Source organism: Pseudomonas sp. BNK-15 (assembly GCF_047456105.1).
GTDB classification, from domain to species: Bacteria; Pseudomonadota; Gammaproteobacteria; order Pseudomonadales; family Pseudomonadaceae; genus Aquipseudomonas; species Aquipseudomonas putida_E.
The window spans coordinates 2972743-2986505 of record NZ_CP179898.1 but is presented as its reverse complement, the minus strand read 5'-3'; the positions used below and the strand labels follow the sequence as shown (position 1 = coordinate 2986505).

The 13763-nt window shown below is 62.5% G+C and carries 11 protein-coding genes; 3 read left to right on the top strand and 8 right to left on the bottom strand.

The features are described 5' to 3' along the window. The first annotated feature begins 26 nt into the window (after window positions 1–26). Window positions 27–2057, top strand: a complete 2031-nt coding sequence (locus tag ACMGF5_RS13625) for an ATP-binding protein (protein WP_115273647.1) — start codon at window positions 27–29, stop codon at window positions 2055–2057. A 1-nt stretch (window position 2058) separates the two neighbouring features. Beyond that, window positions 2059–2625: a cob(I)yrinic acid a,c-diamide adenosyltransferase gene (locus tag ACMGF5_RS13620; protein ID WP_119688323.1), complete on the top strand. Its 567-nt coding sequence runs from the start codon at window positions 2059–2061 to the stop codon at window positions 2623–2625. Between the two features lie 42 nt (window positions 2626–2667). On the opposite strand, the gene ACMGF5_RS13615 is transcribed toward ACMGF5_RS13620, so the two are convergent. From ACMGF5_RS13615 to secA, 4 genes are all read right to left on the bottom strand, one after another. Then, on the bottom strand, window positions 2668–3612 hold the full coding sequence (locus ACMGF5_RS13615) for a Nudix family hydrolase (protein WP_414156876.1): 945 nt from the start codon (window positions 3610–3612) through the stop codon (window positions 2668–2670). Further along, window positions 3609–4241 (bottom strand): glutathione S-transferase family protein, encoded by a 633-nt coding sequence (locus ACMGF5_RS13610; RefSeq protein WP_046784860.1) that lies wholly within the window; start codon window positions 4239–4241, stop codon window positions 3609–3611. Before ACMGF5_RS13610 ends, ACMGF5_RS13615 begins: the two co-directional genes overlap by 4 nt. A 119-nt stretch (window positions 4242–4360) precedes the next feature. Further along, on the bottom strand, window positions 4361–5578 hold the full coding sequence (gene argJ / locus ACMGF5_RS13605; protein ID WP_125923880.1) for a bifunctional glutamate N-acetyltransferase/amino-acid acetyltransferase ArgJ: 1218 nt from the start codon (window positions 5576–5578) through the stop codon (window positions 4361–4363). Window positions 5579–5765: 187 nt separating this feature from the next. Then, window positions 5766–8501 carry a preprotein translocase subunit SecA gene (gene secA / locus ACMGF5_RS13600; protein WP_174142273.1) on the bottom strand — a complete coding sequence of 912 codons (2736 nt, stop codon included), beginning with the start codon at window positions 8499–8501 and terminating at the stop codon, window positions 5766–5768. Between the two features lie 311 nt (window positions 8502–8812). Here secA and ACMGF5_RS13595 point away from each other — a divergent pair, with 311 nt between their 5' ends. After that, a complete protein-coding gene (locus tag ACMGF5_RS13595) occupies window positions 8813–9268 on the top strand; it encodes a DUF721 domain-containing protein (RefSeq protein WP_115273642.1) in 456 nt (151 codons plus the stop codon). Window positions 9269–9343: 75 nt separating this feature from the next. Here ACMGF5_RS13595 and lpxC read toward each other — a convergent pair whose 3' ends face one another. The 4 genes from lpxC to ACMGF5_RS13575 all read right to left on the bottom strand — a co-directional run bounded on the left by lpxC (window position 9344) and on the right by ACMGF5_RS13575 (window position 13760). Further along, window positions 9344–10255, bottom strand: a complete 912-nt coding sequence (gene lpxC, locus ACMGF5_RS13590) for a UDP-3-O-acyl-N-acetylglucosamine deacetylase (protein ID WP_039603495.1) — start codon at window positions 10253–10255, stop codon at window positions 9344–9346. Between the two features lie 112 nt (window positions 10256–10367). Beyond that, window positions 10368–11564, bottom strand: coding sequence for a cell division protein FtsZ (ftsZ, locus tag ACMGF5_RS13585; protein WP_003251871.1), 1197 nt, complete (start codon window positions 11562–11564; stop codon window positions 10368–10370). 55 nt (window positions 11565–11619) lie between these two features. Then, window positions 11620–12876 carry a cell division protein FtsA gene (ftsA, locus tag ACMGF5_RS13580; protein WP_012312872.1) on the bottom strand — a complete coding sequence of 419 codons (1257 nt, stop codon included), beginning with the start codon at window positions 12874–12876 and terminating at the stop codon, window positions 11620–11622. Between the two features lie 14 nt (window positions 12877–12890). Beyond that, window positions 12891–13760, bottom strand: a complete 870-nt coding sequence (locus tag ACMGF5_RS13575) for a cell division protein FtsQ/DivIB (RefSeq protein WP_012312871.1) — start codon at window positions 13758–13760, stop codon at window positions 12891–12893. Between the last annotated feature and the right edge of the window lie 3 nt (window positions 13761–13763).

Below are 13763 nucleotides of genomic sequence, written 5' to 3'. Positions count from 1 at the left end.
AACCGGATACGGACATTGCCTAGCCCATGACCTTGCGCCAACGCCTGGAAAACCTCCCGGTCGGGCAGAAGCTGCTGGCCGCCCTGCTGGTACTGCTGGTGACCATCCTGCTGGTGGCCAACCTGACGTTCATCAGCGCCGCCTACTGGATCACCCAGGAAAGCATGGCGCCGCAAGCGTTGCAGACCATCGGCCGCCTGGTCGCCAACCCTCAGCTGGCAGCACGCGCCGGCGAATCCCAGGACACTGCCACGGCGCTGCTCAAAGAGCTGGACAGCTATACGCCGCTGCGCGCTGCGGCGGTCTATGGTGGCGATGGTCGCATGTTGGCCCAATTGCAACATGGCGACCCGCTGGCCCTGCCCAAGCGCTATCGAAACATCGACGGCTGGCGCCTGATGGAATTTCGCAGCACCCAACTGATCCGTATCCCCCGTGATGCCAGCCCGCCCGCGCACCTGCTGCTGGTGGCCAGCAGCGAACTGCCAACCGCGTTCTACACCGGCACCCTGAGCGCCAGCCTGGCGATCCTGGTGTTCAGCATCCTGCTATGGCTGGTCATCGCCCGGCAGATCAAACGCCTGATCACCCAGCCGATCAATCAGCTCGAAGAACTCAGCCGCCAGGTCACCCGTGAAGAAAGCTACGCGCTGCGTGCCAAAAGGGGCAACGACGATGAGATCGGCAGCCTCGCCGACGCTTTCAACACCATGCTCTCGCGCATCGAGGCGCGCGAGCAGCAACTCAAGCGCACCCGCGACGAATTCCAGGACGCTTACGATCAGGCCCAGGGCCTGGCCGAGGAAACCCGCCACACCAACCGCAAGCTGGAACTGGAAGTCCAGGTGCGCAGCAAGATCGAGAAAAAGCTCACGGGCTTTCAGAACTATCTCAACAGCATCATTGACTCCATGCCCTCGGCGCTGATCGCCCTCGACGAGCAGCTTTATGTCACCCAGTGGAATCACGAGGCCACGGTGCTCTCCGGCACGCCGCTGGACGAAGCGCTGAACCAGCCGATCTTCATCGCTTTCGAGCCGCTCAAGCCGTTCCTGCCGCAGCTCAAGGAAACCGTGGAAAAACACCGTGTCGCCAAGATCGAGCGGGTCACCTGGGCCAAAGGCGACGACCTGCGCCATTACGCCCTGACCTTCTATCCACTGATGGGTGGCGGCGGCCGCGGCGTGGTCATCCGCATCGACGACATCACCCAGCGCCTGTCGCTGGAGGAAATGATGGTGCAATCGGAAAAGATGCTCTCGGTCGGTGGCCTGGCCGCCGGCATGGCACACGAAATCAACAACCCGCTGGGCGCGATCCTGCACAACGTGCAGAACATCCGCAGGCGACTGTCGCCGGAGCTGCCGCGCAACCAGGAGCAAGCCAGCGAGCTGGGCATCGACCTGCCCAGCGTCAATCGCTACCTGGAAAGCCGCGAGGTACCGCAACTGCTCGATGGCATTCAGCAGGCCGGTGCCCGGGCGGCCAAGATCGTCACTCATATGCTCAGTTTCAGCCGCCGTAGCAACCGCCAACTGGCGCCCTGCGACCTGCCGGCATTGATCGACCAGGCCGTGGAAATCGCCGGTAACGACTTCGACCTGACCATCGGTTTCGATTTCAAGGGCCAGGCCATTGTCCGCCAGTTCGACCCCAACCTGGGGCCGGTGCCGTGCACCGCCAACGAGCTGGAGCAAGTGCTGCTGAACCTGCTGAAGAATGCCGCCCAGGCCATTCACCAACGGCCTCAGCCCAGCGAGCCAGGAAGGATCACCTTGCGTACCCGGCTCAGCCCGCCGTGGGCCGAGATCCAGGTCGAGGACAACGGCGTCGGCATGCCCGAAGCGGTCCGCAAGCGCACCTTCGAGCCCTTCTTCACCACCAAGGAAATCGGCCAGGGCACCGGGCTCGGTTTGTCGGTTTCCTACTTCATCATCACCAATAACCACAAGGGGCAGATGGAAGTGCAGTCCACGCCCGGCCAGGGCACCTGCTTCACCCTGCGCCTGCCCCTCGGCCAGCCGTCGGCAGCGGCCCCGAACCAGACGGAGACATGACATGGGCTATCGCCTGTCGAAGATTTACACCCGCACCGGTGACACAGGTGAAACCGGCCTGGGCGATGGGCGCAGAGTGCCCAAGGACCACCCGCGGATCGAGGCTATTGGCGAGGTGGACAGCCTTAACAGCCAGCTTGGGCTGCTGCTGGCCGGCCTTGCAGAGCAAGGTCTGGAGGAGGTCAGCGAGGTTCTGGCGCCATGCCAGCACCGCCTGTTCGACCTGGGCGGCGAGCTGGCGATGCCCAGTTACAAGGCACTGAACGAGGCCGAGGTGGAACGGCTTGAGGCCGCCATCGATGGGTGGAACGAGGAACTGGGGCCGTTGACGAACTTTATCCTGCCCAGTGGATCGGCGCTGATCGCCCAGGCGCACGTCTGCCGAAGCCTGGCACGCAGTGCGGAACGACGCTGCCAGCAACTGAATGCGGTTGAGCCGCTGGAAGGCGTGGGGCTGGCGTATATCAATCGCCTTTCCGATCTGCTGTTTGTGGCGGCGCGGATCATCGGGCGGCGGCAGGGGGTTGCCGAGGTGTTGTGGCAGGCTGCGGACAAGCCAGCAGGCTGACACCGCAAAGGGGCTGCCTGGCAGCCCCCTGCGACGGCCGCCTCAGGCCTCAGGCCAAAAGGCCCGAATCCCGGCAACACCTTGCGCCCCGGTTTGCCAGGCCCGCTCACGCTCGCCTGGCCCAACACCACCGAGCAGGAACACCGGCTTGCCGAACCCGGCAATCAAGCGCTGAGCCTCATCCCAACCCAGCGGCGAGGCCTCAGGATGCGTCTGCGTCAGCTGCACTGGCGAGAGCGTGACGAAATCCACACCCATCTGCTCAGCCAGTGCCAGCTCTTCAGCACTGTGACAGGACGCTGCCAGCCAACGATCTTTAGGGAAAGGCCGGCCCTTGGCGGCGTATTTGCGCAGTTGCGCAGCCGTCAGGTGCCAGCCTGCCGCGGGGAAGTCGCCCAACCACTCCAGCGGCCCCTTGAGCATCAACTGTGCCTTGCCCGCACATAGCCCCACCGCATCCACCGCCACATCGCGGTACTTGGGGTCGTACATGTCCGGCGCACGCAACTGGATCAAGCGGATGCCGGCGGCGACAGCCTTCTGTATACCCTTGAGCATCTCGGGTACGTCCAGGCCGTCCGGGGTGATCAAGTACTGATCGGGCAGGCGCGCGGCGGCCACGATCGGCTTGTTGGCCTCGGGGAACTCATACTGTGGCAAGTCCCTCGGCGACACCCAGGCCAGCGGCTGGCCTTCAGCGCCGTGGGGCTCACCGGTGAACGCTTCGACCTCAAGGACATCGAGCAACACCTGTTTGTCCGGGTAGTCGTGGCTGACTTTGATAAGCGCCCGTGAACGGGTCACTTCGATACCCAGCTCTTCGCGAAGCTCGCGAGCCAGCGCCGCTTCGACGCTTTCGCCCTCCTCCACCTTGCCGCCAGGGAATTCCCACAGGCCACCCTGGTGCTGGCTGTCGGCCCGTCGGGCAATGAGGATGCGGCCGTCTGTACCGCGAATCACCGCTGCTGCTACATGAATCCGTTTCACCCTTCACGCTCCGCCAGGCCTGCTTGCTGCCAGGCCTTGAAGGCCGGCCATTGGTAAATGGTTTCGATATAGCTCGCAGCCTGCGCTGGCACCTCTACACGGTAAGTACGCAGGCGCACGGCAACCGGGGCGAAGAAGGCATCGGCCAGGGTCGGCTTGCCGAACAGGAACGGGCCGCTGTCCTTGGCCACCAGGCGGCATTCGGACCACAGCGCGACGATACGGTCGATATCCACTTGCACATCCAGCGGGATGTTTTCCAGTGCTTCGTCCCGGGACAGATCGAAGGGCATGGCGCCACGCAGGGCGAAAAAACCGCTGTGCATCTGCGCACAGGCCGAACGGGCCTGGGCACGGGCTGCCACATCGACAGGCCACAAGTGGGCCTCGGGGTGGCGCTCGTTAAGGTATTCAGCGATGGCCAGGGAGTCGGCGATCACCCCGTGCTCGGTCTTGAGCAGCGGCACCTTGCCGGTGGAGGAGAACGCGAGAATGCGCTGACGGGTGTCGGGCTGGTTGAGTTTGATCAGGGTTTCTTCGTAGGGAACGCCGGCCAGCTCAAGGGCCAGGGCGCCGCGTAGCGACCAGGAAGAATACAGCTTGTCGCCGATGATCAGGTGATAGCTCATGGGTCGGCTCCGATGATGTGGCAATGTCGGTGGCCTTGGGGCTGCTGTGCAGCCCATCGCCGGCAAGCCGGCTTCCACAGGTGGCTGCGAGCAGGCTTTTCGGCGATCAGGCCATTGGATCAGGTACGGTATTCGGCGTTGATCTTCACGTATTCGTGGGACAGGTCGGTGGTCCAGATGGTTTCGCTGCACTGGCCACGGCCCAGCTCGATACGGATGGTGATCTCTTCCTGAGCCATCACTGCCGAGCCCTGCTCTTCGGTATAACTCGGGCTGCGGCCGCCTTTGCTGGCAATACACACATTGTCGAGGTACACGTCGATCAGGCTTACATCCAGCGCAGGCACCCCAGCGCGCCCTACGGCAGCAAGGATACGGCCCCAGTTCGGGTCGGAGGCGAACAGCGCGGTCTTGATCAGCGGCGAGTGAGCGACAGCGTAACCGACATCCAGGCACTCCTGATGGTTGCCACCGCCATTGACCTGCACGGTCACGAACTTGGTAGCGCCTTCGCCGTCACGGACGATGGCCTGGGCCACTTCCATGCACACTTCGAACACCGCCTTCTTCAGCGCTTCGAACAGCGCGCCGCTGGCCTCGGTGACTTCCGGCAGGCCCGCTTTGCCGGTGGCGATCAGCATGCAGCAGTCGTTGGTCGAGGTGTCGCCATCGATGGTGATGCGGTTGAACGACTTGTTGGCGCCGTCGAGCATCAGGTCCTTGAGCACGGCCGGGGCAACTTTGGCGTCGGTAGCGATGTAGCCGAGCATGGTGGCCATGTTCGGGCGGATCATGCCGGCGCCTTTGCTGATACCGGTAACGGTGACGGTCACGCCTTCGTGCTGGAACTGGCGGCTGGCGCCCTTGGGCAGAGTGTCGGTGGTCATGATGCCGGTGGCGGCTTCAGCCCAGTTGTTTTCCGACAGGTTGTCCAAAGCGGCCTGCAGGGCACCTTCGATCTTTTCGACCGGCAGCGGCTCACCGATCACACCGGTGGAGAATGGCAACACCGACTCGGCAGGCACGCCGGTCAGCTCCGCAAGCTTGGCGCAAGTGCGCTCAGCGGCGGCCAGCCCCGGCGCGCCGGTGCCCGCGTTGGCGTTGCCAGTGTTGGTCAGCAGGTAACGCACAGTGCCCTGAACGCGTTGCTTGGCAAGGATCACCGGTGCTGCGCAAAAGGCGTTGAGGGTGAACACGCCTGCCACGCTGGAGCCCTCGGCGCAGCGCATGACCACCACATCCTTGCGCCCTGGGCGCTTGATGCCGGCAGAAGCGATGCCGAGTTCAAAACCCGGAACCGGGTGCAGGGTGGGCAAAGGACCAAGACCAACAGCCATTAGAGCGCTCCTAGAAAAACGGTGAAGTGATGAGGAAAGAGCGGGGCCGCTTCGCGCCCCATTCGCGGCACAAGGCCGCTCCTACAGGGACCGCGCCAACCGGTGGGCGAGCGCGATATGTGAGAGCGGCCTTGTGTCGCGAAAGGGCCGCAATGCGGCCCCAGGCTTTTACAAACGTCTGTTCAGATCACTCGATCTGACCATGGCAATGCTTGAACTTCTTGCCCGAACCACACCAGCACGGCTCGTTGCGGCCCAGCTTCTGATCGTTGCGCACCGGGGCCACGGCGACTGCCACTTCGGCACCTTCTTCGCTCAGTTGCTCGCTCTCAAGGCCTGGCGCAGGGGCGTGCTGGAACTGCATGCGGCTGGCCAGTTCTTCGGCTTCGCGGCGCAGGCGGGCCTCTTCTTCGACCGGGTCTTCGCGGCGTACCTGAACGTGCGACAGCACGCGGATGGTGTCGCGCTTGATCGACTCGAGCAATTCCTGGAACAGGGTGAAGGATTCGCGCTTGTACTCCTGCTTCGGGTTCTTCTGCGCGTAACCACGCAGGTGAATGCCGTGGCGCAGGTGGTCCATGGTCGACAGGTGGTCTTTCCACAGGTCGTCCAGCACGCGCAGCAGGATCTGCTTCTCGAAGGTGCGCAGGGCGTCGATGCCGGCCTGGTCTTCCTTCTCGTTGTAGGCGTCGGTGATTTCCTTCAGCAGCTTCTCGCGCAGGGTCTCCTCGTAGAGGTGATCGTCCTCGTCGAGCCACTGCTGGATAGGCAGCTTGATGGCGAAGTCGCTGGCCAGCGAAGCCTCCAGGCCGGCAACGTCCCACTGTTCGGGCAGCGACTGCGGCGGGATGTGCTGGCTGATGGTGGCATCGAGCACTTCCTGACGGAACTCGGCGATGGTGTCACCGATGTTTTCGGCAGCCAGCAGGCTGTTGCGCATGTGGTAGATCACCTTGCGCTGTTCGTTGGCCACGTCATCGTATTCGAGCAGTTGCTTACGAATATCGAAGTTGCGCCCTTCGACCTTGCGCTGCGCCTTTTCGATGGCGTTGGTGACCATGCGGTGTTCGATGGCCTCACCGGACTGCATGCCCAGTGCTTTCATGAAGTTCTTAACCCGATCGGAGGCGAAGATACGCATCAGGCTGTCTTCCAGCGACAGGTAGAAGCGGCTGGAACCCGGGTCGCCCTGACGGCCGGAACGGCCACGCAGCTGGTTGTCGATACGACGCGATTCATGGCGTTCGGAGGCGATCACATGCAGGCCACCGGACTCGATCACCTGCTGGTGACGCTTCTGCCAGTCGGCCTTGATCTGAGCGATCTGCTCGGGGCTCGGGCTCTCCAGGGCAGCCACCTCGGCTTCCCAGTTACCGCCCAGAAGAATGTCGGTACCACGACCGGCCATGTTGGTGGCAATGGTCAGTGCACCCGGAGCCCCCGCTTGCGCGATGATCTCGGCTTCCTTTTCGTGGTACTTGGCGTTCAGGACCTTGTGCTCGATGCCTTCCTGCTTCAGCAAGTTCGACATGTGCTCGGAGGTTTCAATGGTCGCAGTACCCACCAGAACCGGACGGCCCTGGGTCATGCTTTCCTTGATGTCGGCAATGATCGCAGCGTACTTCTCGTCTGCGGTCAGGTACACCAGGTCGTTGAAGTCCTTACGCGCCAGCGGCTTGTTCGGCGGGATCACCATCACGTTGAGGCCGTAGATCGACTGGAACTCGAACGCTTCGGTGTCGGCGGTACCGGTCATGCCGGACAGCTTGGTGTACAGACGGAAATAGTTCTGGAAGGTGGTCGAAGCCAGGGTCTGGCTCTCGGCCTGGATGTTCAGGTTCTCTTTCGCCTCGATGGCCTGGTGCAGGCCTTCGGACAGGCGACGGCCTGGCATGGTACGGCCGGTATGCTCGTCGATCAGCAGGACCTGACCGTCCTGAACGATGTACTCGACATTGCGGTGGAACAGTTTGTGCGCACGCAGGCCGGCATAGACATGAGTCAGCAGGCCCAGGTTGTGCGACGAGTAGAGGCTCTCGCCCTCAGCCAGCAGGCCGGACTGGGTGAGCATCTCTTCGATGAACTGGTGACCGGCTTCGTTGAGCTCGACCTGGCGGCTCTTCTCGTCGATGGAGAAATGACCTTCCTGGGTGACCTGGCCTTCGACTTCTTCGATGTGCTGGGTCAGGCGCGGGATCAGGCGGTTGATCTCGATGTACAGCTTGGAGCTGTCTTCTGCCTGGCCGGAGATGATCAGCGGCGTACGGGCTTCGTCGATGAGGATCGAGTCGACTTCGTCGATCACGGCGAAATTCAGTTCACGCTGGAATTTCTCTTCCAGGCTGAAAGCCATGTTGTCGCGCAGGTAGTCGAAACCGAACTCGTTGTTGGTGCCGTAGGTGATATCGGAGGCATACGCAGCGCGCTTTTCCTCTGGTGGCTGGAAGGCCGAGACGATGCCTACGGACAGACCGAGGAATTCGTACAGAGGGCGCATCCAGTTGGCGTCGCGGCGGGCCAGGTAGTCGTTGACCGTGACCACGTGCACCCCTTTGCCGGAAAGGGCGTTGAGGTAAACGGCCAGGGTACCGACCAAGGTCTTGCCTTCACCGGTGCGCATTTCTGCGATCATGCCCTCGTGCAGGGTCATGCCGCCGATCAGCTGCACATCGAAGTGGCGCATGCCCATCACGCGCTTGCCGGCTTCACGGGCCACGGCGAAGGCTTCAGGCAGCAGTTGGTCCAGTGTCTCGCCTTTGGCCAGACGCTCCTTGAACTCTGCGGTTTTGGCGCGCAGTTGCTCATCGGAGAGGGCGACCATTTTCTCTTCGAAGGCATTGACGATGTTCACCGTCTTGAGCATGCGTTTGACTTCACGCTCGTTCTTGCTTCCAAAAAGTTTCTTTAACAAAGGCGCAAACATATCGGCAGGATCTTCCACACGTAGGGATGGAGGGCGGCCCCATGAGTCGCCCGTGCAGCCCTTGGGCCGCATGCGAACGAGCATTCTACCCGGAAACGATGGTGAGGAAAGTGGTGGATTTCCACGATGCTGGCACAGCGCTTTGGCGGGGGCGTTTCTAAGATAAGGGCATTTTCGCTGAGTTCAACCCGGAGCATCATGAAACGTATCGAGAATGACTCGTATGCTGTCTGTGTGCGATGGCGCTGACGCCGTCAGTGGGGCCGACAGAGGTGTTAGACTGCCGATCTTGTAACCTGATGCGACCCCCCATGGCCTACAAACCCTCCCCCGCCCAGCCTCCTTCGGCACTGCTGCGCCAGGTGCGCCCGCTGCGCCTGTTGCTGAACCAGGCCGAACGCCTGGCGCACCTGCAGCGCCTGCTGGAAAGCCAGTTGCAACCGGCAGCCCGCGAGCACTGCCACGTGGCTTCGTGGCGCGACGGCACGCTGCTGCTGGTGGTCACGGACGGGCACTGGGCCACCCGCCTGCGCTATCAGCAGAAGCGCCTGATGCGTCAGCTGCAGGCGCTGGAAGCGTTCGGCAACCTTCAGCGCATCCTTTACAAGGTGCAGCCGCCGCTGGTTCCGGCCAAGCGCGGCGGTAACATGACCGAGCTGTCGACCAATGCCGCCGAAGGCATTCGGGGTTCCGCCGAAGGCATCACCGACCCCAAACTGCGTGAAGCACTGGAACGCCTGGCCAGTCACGCCAAGGGCAAGGGTTGAGTCAGCAGGCCTGAGCACAACCCATAAAAAAGGCCACCCAAAGGTGGCCTTAATCACTAGAGAGAGTGTTCGAACTTACACGGCCGCAACAGGGCGCATATAAGAGATCGGTGCCGTACTGGCATCTTCGAAAGTGACCACTTCCCAGGCATCGGTTTCATTGATCAGCTTGCGCAGCAGCTGGTTGTTCAGCGCGTGCCCGGACTTGTAGCCCTTGAACTCGCCAATCAGGCTGTTGCCCAGCAGGTAAAGGTCGCCGATGGCGTCGAGGATCTTGTGCTTGACGAACTCGTCTTCGGAGCGAAGGCCGTCTTCGTTAAGGACACCGGTCTCATCGACAACGATGGCGTTCTCGACACTGCCACCCAGCGCAAGGTTGTGCTTGCGCAGGTACTCGATGTCACGCATGAAGCCGAAAGTACGGGCGCGGCTGACTTCCTTGACGAACGAAGTGCTGGAGAAGTCGACGACGGCGCTCTGGGTCTGGCCCTTGAGGACCGGGTGATCGAAGTCGATCTCGAAGCTCACCTTGAACCCTTCGAAAGGCAGGAAGGTAGCGCGCTTGTCGCCCTCCTCCACTGTCACTTCACGCAGGATGCGGATGAACTTCTTGGCTGCGTCCTGCTCTTCCAGGCCGGCAGACTGAATCAGGAATACGAAGGGACCGGCGCTGCCATCCATGATCGGAACTTCCGAGGCGGAGAGCTCGACGTAGGCGTTATCGATGCCCAACCCCGCCATGGCGGAAAGCAGGTGCTCGACGGTATCGACCTTGACGTCACCGTTGACCAGCGTGGTGGACATGGTGGTCTCACCGACGTTGGCCGCACGTGCCGGGATCTCGACCACAGGGTCGAGGTCGGCGCGACGGAAGACGATGCCGGTATCGACAGGCGCAGGCTTGAGGGTCAGATAGACCTTCTCCCCGGAGTGCAGGCCGACGCCTGTGGCACGGATGGTATTCTTCAGGGTGCGTTGTCTAATCATGGCATTGGCCGCTTCAGCGCAAATTGCGAACAGGTATCAACAAAGGCTGAGGATGATAACAGACCCGGCCTTTGCTGAACACCAATCACCCTTATACCCCTGATAAATTCCATTAATCGGCCTGACGACGCAGGAAGGCCGGGATATCCAGGTAGTCCAAGTCATCCTGAGGGTTGAGTTTAGCTGCTGCGGCAGCGCCTGCGTGGGCCTGGTTGCGCATCACGGTCGGACGCTCCAGGTCACGGTAGTTGACCGCTGGCTGCTCCTGACGAACAGGGGCCGGGTTGGAGGCCTCGTACGCCTGCTGGGCAGTCTGCAGGGTGTTGTCGACCACCTTGACCGGCTTCTCGATACGCGCGCCCAGGCCGGTGGCCACCACGGTCACGTGCAACTCATCGCGCATGTCCGGGTCGATCACGGTGCCCACCTTGACCATCGCGTGGTCGGAGGCGAAAGCTTCGATGATGCTACCCACATCGGAGTACTCGCCCAGCGACAGGTCAGGGCCTGCGGTGATGTTCACCAGGATGCCGCGGGCGCCCTGCAGGTTGACGTCTTCGAGCAGCGGGTTGCGGATTGCCGCCTCGGTGGCTTCGCGAGCACGGTTCGGGCCGCTGGCGCAACCGGTACCCATCATCGCCATGCCCATCTCGCCCATCACGGTGCGCACGTCGGCGAAGTCGACGTTGATCATGCCAGGGCGCTTGATGATGTCGGAAATACCGCGAACGGCACCGGCCAGTACATCGTCAGCCTTGGCAAAGGCGGACAGCAGGCTGGCATCCTTGCCCAGGATGGTCAGCAGCTTCTCGTTGGGAATGGTGATCAGCGAGTCGACGCTCTCGGCCAGCATGCGGATGCCTTCATCGGCGATCTGCATACGTTTGCGACCTTCGAACGGGAACGGACGGGTCACCACGGCAACCGTGAGAATGCCCATTTCCTTCGCCACTTCGGCGATGATCGGGGCTGCACCGGTACCGGTACCGCCGCCCATGCCGGTGGTGATGAACACCATGTTGGTGCCCTGCAGCACCTCGGCGATGCGCTCACGGTCTTCCAGAGCAGCCTGACGGCCGACTTCCGGATTGGCACCGGCACCAAGGCCTTTGGTGACCCCGGTACCCAGTTGCAGGATGGTGCGCGCGCCGATGTTTTTCAGCGCCTGAGCATCGGTGTTGGCGCAGATGAACTCGACGCCTTCGATGCTGCTTTTCACCATGTGGTTGACGGCGTTGCCGCCGCCACCGCCGACACCGATCACCTTGATGACCGGGCTTTGCGGGACGTTGTCTACGAGCTCGAACATTTTCCCTCTCCTTTCAGTTCTCTAGTTGTCGCGCCTACCACTACTGCTTTGAAACTTAGAAGTTGCCCTGAACCCACCGCTTGAAGCGCTCAAGCACTGGGGCCTTCGGTTCATCGCCATAGCTGTTGCTGCTGCTGTTACCGGTCAGGGGCAAGTCTTCGGACTGCTTCTGCAGGCCGTAAGCGAGCAAGCCCACGCCGGTGGAATAGATCGGGTTGCGCACCACGTCGCTCAGCCCCCGAACGCTGTGCGGTACGCCCAGGCGTACCGGCATGTGGAAGATTTCTTCGGCCAGTTCCACGGCGCCTTCCATCTTCGCGGTGCCGCCGGTGAGGACGATGCCGGCCGGCACCAGGTCCTCGTAACCGCTGCGGCGCAGCTCGGCCTGGATCAGCGTGAAAAGCTCGTCGTAACGGGGCTCTACCACCTCGGCCAGGGCCTGGCGCGACAGTTCGCGCGGTGGGCGGTCGCCCACGCTCGGCACCTTGATGGTCTCGCCGGCGCCGGCCAGTTTGGCCAAGGCGCAGGCGTAACGGATCTTGATTTCCTCGGCGTACTGGGTGGGTGTACGCAGGGCCATGGCGATGTCGTTGGTGACCTGGTCGCCGGCAATCGGGATGACCGCAGTGTGACGGATCGCGCCTTCGGTGAAGATGGCGATGTCGGTGGTGCCGCCGCCGATGTCCACCAGGCACACACCGAGCTCTTTCTCATCGTCGGTCAGCACCGAGTAGGCCGAGGCCAGTTGCTCGAGGATGATGTCGTCGATTTCCAGGCCACAACGGCGCACGCACTTCTCGATGTTCTGCGCCGCGTTGACCGCGCAGGTGACCACGTGGACCTTGGCTTCCAGGCGCACGCCAGACATGCCCAGCGGCTCGCGCACACCTTCCTGGTTATCGATCACGTAGTCTTGCGGCAGGGTGTGCAGCACGCGCTGGTCAGCCGGAATGGCCACGGCCTGGGCAGCATCAAGCACACGTTCGAGGTCGGCAAGGCTGACCTCGCGGTCGCGAATGGCGACGATGCCGTGGGAGTTCAGGCTGCGGATATGGTTGCCGGCCACGCCGACGAACGCCGAGTGGATGCGGCAGCCAGCCATCAGCTGCGCTTCTTCCACTGCGCGCTGGATCGACTGCACGGTGGACTCGATGTTCACCACCACGCCCTTCTTCAGGCCGCGGGAAGGGTGAGTACCGATCCCGACGATCTCCAGGGTACCGTCTTCGCCAACTTCACCCACCAGCGCCACCACCTTGGAGGTGCCAATGTCCAGCCCGACGATCATTTTGCCGCTATGCGCGTTTGCCATGGTCCTGCCTCTCTCTAATTCTTCGCAACGGCGGGTTGGGCCGTCGTCGGTGCGTTCGGTTCCCGCCAACCAACGGCAAGTCCGTTGGAATAACGCAGATCAATGCGGGCGATGTTGGTGATCTGCTCTTTGAGTGTCTTGTCGTAAATGGCAATGAAACGGCGCATCTTCTCCACCAGATGATCGCGCCCCAGCAGCAGCTCGACGCCCTGCCCGGTGCTGCCCGCACCGGTGGTCAGGAACCAGCTGCCACGCTCGCGCAGCTCCAGGCGAGCGATGGAAAAGCCCAAGGGGCGCAGCATCTGGCTCAAAACCTGATACTGCTGCATGACTTGCTGCTGGGCACGCTGTGGCCCGGCCAACTGCGGCAGATGCTCGTAGTTGGCCAGCTCGCGCGGGGTGAAGGCCTGGCCCTGGTTGTTGAGCAAGGCTTCCTCACCCCAGCGTGCCACCGGCAACTGTTCTTCCAGGCGAATCACCACCTCGTCCGGCCAAACCCGGCGTACTTCGGCGTGGGCGATCCATGGCATCTGTTCGAGCTCGGCTCGCATCGCCGTGAGGTCGACGCTGAAGAAACTCGCTGCCACGTATGGCGCGATCCGCTGCTGCACCGACTGCTGACTGATGTAACTGAGGTCGCCCTGCACGTCGATCTTGGTGATCGGCCGGTCGGCGTACGGCATCAGGCGAATGGCGCCCTCGTAGGCGCCAAAGCCTGCGGCCACCAGCAACACCGGCCACAGCAGGCGCTTGAGGCCGCCCAGGCTGGGCCGCGGCAGGCGCGCCGATACGGGCTCGTCGGCCACCAGTCGGCTGGCACCACGCGGCACCGGCTTGCTACGGCCGGTAACGGGTTGCTGCTGACGTATCATTGCGCCTTGCATGGT

What these genes read in the sequence shown, in the direction of transcription:
- ftsA (WP_012312872.1), bottom strand. Translation starts at nt 12,876, where the DNA reads ATGGCAAACGCGCATAGCGGCAAAATGATCGTCGGGCTGGACATTGGC.
- secA (WP_174142273.1), bottom strand. Translation starts at nt 8,501, where the DNA reads ATGTTTGCGCCTTTGTTAAAGAAACTTTTTGGAAGCAAGAACGAGCGT.
- ACMGF5_RS13625 (WP_115273647.1), top strand. Translation starts at nt 27, where the DNA reads ATGACCTTGCGCCAACGCCTGGAAAACCTCCCGGTCGGGCAGAAGCTG.
- ACMGF5_RS13595 (WP_115273642.1), top strand. Translation starts at nt 8,813, where the DNA reads ATGGCCTACAAACCCTCCCCCGCCCAGCCTCCTTCGGCACTGCTGCGC.
- ACMGF5_RS13620 (WP_119688323.1), top strand. Translation starts at nt 2,059, where the DNA reads ATGGGCTATCGCCTGTCGAAGATTTACACCCGCACCGGTGACACAGGT.
- ACMGF5_RS13575 (WP_012312871.1), bottom strand. Translation starts at nt 13,760, where the DNA reads ATGCAAGGCGCAATGATACGTCAGCAGCAACCCGTTACCGGCCGTAGC.
- lpxC (WP_039603495.1), bottom strand. Translation starts at nt 10,255, where the DNA reads ATGATTAGACAACGCACCCTGAAGAATACCATCCGTGCCACAGGCGTC.
- ACMGF5_RS13610 (WP_046784860.1), bottom strand. Translation starts at nt 4,241, where the DNA reads ATGAGCTATCACCTGATCATCGGCGACAAGCTGTATTCTTCCTGGTCG.
- argJ (WP_125923880.1), bottom strand. Translation starts at nt 5,578, where the DNA reads ATGGCTGTTGGTCTTGGTCCTTTGCCCACCCTGCACCCGGTTCCGGGT.
- ftsZ (WP_003251871.1), bottom strand. Translation starts at nt 11,564, where the DNA reads ATGTTCGAGCTCGTAGACAACGTCCCGCAAAGCCCGGTCATCAAGGTG.